This window comes from Wolbachia endosymbiont of Pentidionis agamae, from assembly GCF_036711655.1.
Lineage (GTDB): Bacteria > Pseudomonadota > Alphaproteobacteria > Rickettsiales > Anaplasmataceae > JAZHPY01.
Window position 1 is genome coordinate 1 of sequence record NZ_JAZHPY010000131.1, and the last position, 1,356, is coordinate 1,356.

The 1,356-nt window shown below is 31.5% G+C and carries 1 protein-coding gene; it reads right to left on the reverse strand.

Translation table 11 applies throughout. The annotated features are described in order from the left end of the window. The coding region (nuoL, locus tag V6U76_RS05270; protein ID WP_333024092.1) for an NADH-quinone oxidoreductase subunit L at nucleotides 1-1,356 on the reverse strand (1,356 nt) is incomplete at both ends.

The window sequence follows — 1,356 nt, forward strand, 5'->3', positions numbered from 1 at the left end:
TTTGCAAAAACTTCAGCAACAATTGATTTGTTATTTGTTTTACTTTTTGAAAATAATAAATAGAGCATGCAAATAATATTCCAGCTAAACTAATTAACATTGGCAATAACTTGAGAAATAAATTGTCAATTTCATGATGCTCTGCAACTATCAAACTTGATTTCCAAAAAACATTATTATCTATACTTAGAACATTACTTCCCCAAAATCCAGAAAATATTGAACCTATAGCAAGAATAATCAACGGTAAAAGCATGATTTTTGGTGCTTCGCAAACATTAGACTTACATTTTCTTTCACTATGGAATACTAATAAAATCAATCTCCATGAATAAAATGCCGTGAAGAATGCAACTATTAAACCTATTAAAAACGCAAATTTATTTACATCATAAGCATGCTCAAGTATTAAATCCTTTGAGTAAAATCCTGCAAAAGGAAATATGCCACAAAGCGCAAGAAACCCTATCAACATTAATGCATAAGTATAAGGCACTTTTTTCCAACAATTCCCCATCTTCTGAATGTTTTGTTCATGATGCAATGAATAGATTACGTTACCTGCACCAAGAAAAAGTAGTGCTTTAAAGAAGGCATGCGTCATTAGATGAAAAATAGCAATATTATAAGCAGAAAAACCACATGCCATGAACATATAACCTAATTGACTACACGTAGAATAAGCAATTATTTTCTTTATGTCATTTTGAGTGATAGCTACTGTAGCAGCAAAGAAAGCAGTAGCAAGGCCAACTATTGCTATTAAATTTCTTGATATATGTGAAAGTTCAAATAAAGGGGAACATTTAGCTATCAAAAATACACCAGCTGTTACCATGGTTGCTGCATGAATTAATGCTGAAACTGGAGTGGGGCCTTCCATTGCATCTGGAAGCCATACATGTAGTCCCAATTGAGCAGATTTTCCCATGCAACCAATAAAGAGTAATATACATATTATGTGAATTGCATTGAATTCACAGCAAAAAGCTCTTATCTTTTGTGAATCCAACAAATCAGATAGATTAAATACTTCAGTGAATTCTAAAGAATGAAATGTATAGTAAATTAGTAATATTCCTATCAAAAGAAAAAAATCTGCTATTCTATTAACAATAAAAGCTTTTATTGCTGCATTATTTGCAGAATATTTCTGAAACCAGAATCCAATCAAAAGGTAGGAGCACAGACCAACACCTTCCCATCCAAAAAAAAGCTGAAGAAAGTTGTCACTTACAACAAGCACAATCATACAGAAAGTGAATAATGACAGGTATGAAAAAAACCTAGATTTTCCATTATCACTCTTCATGTATCCAATAGAATATAGATGAACTATCAAAGATACAGTTGTAA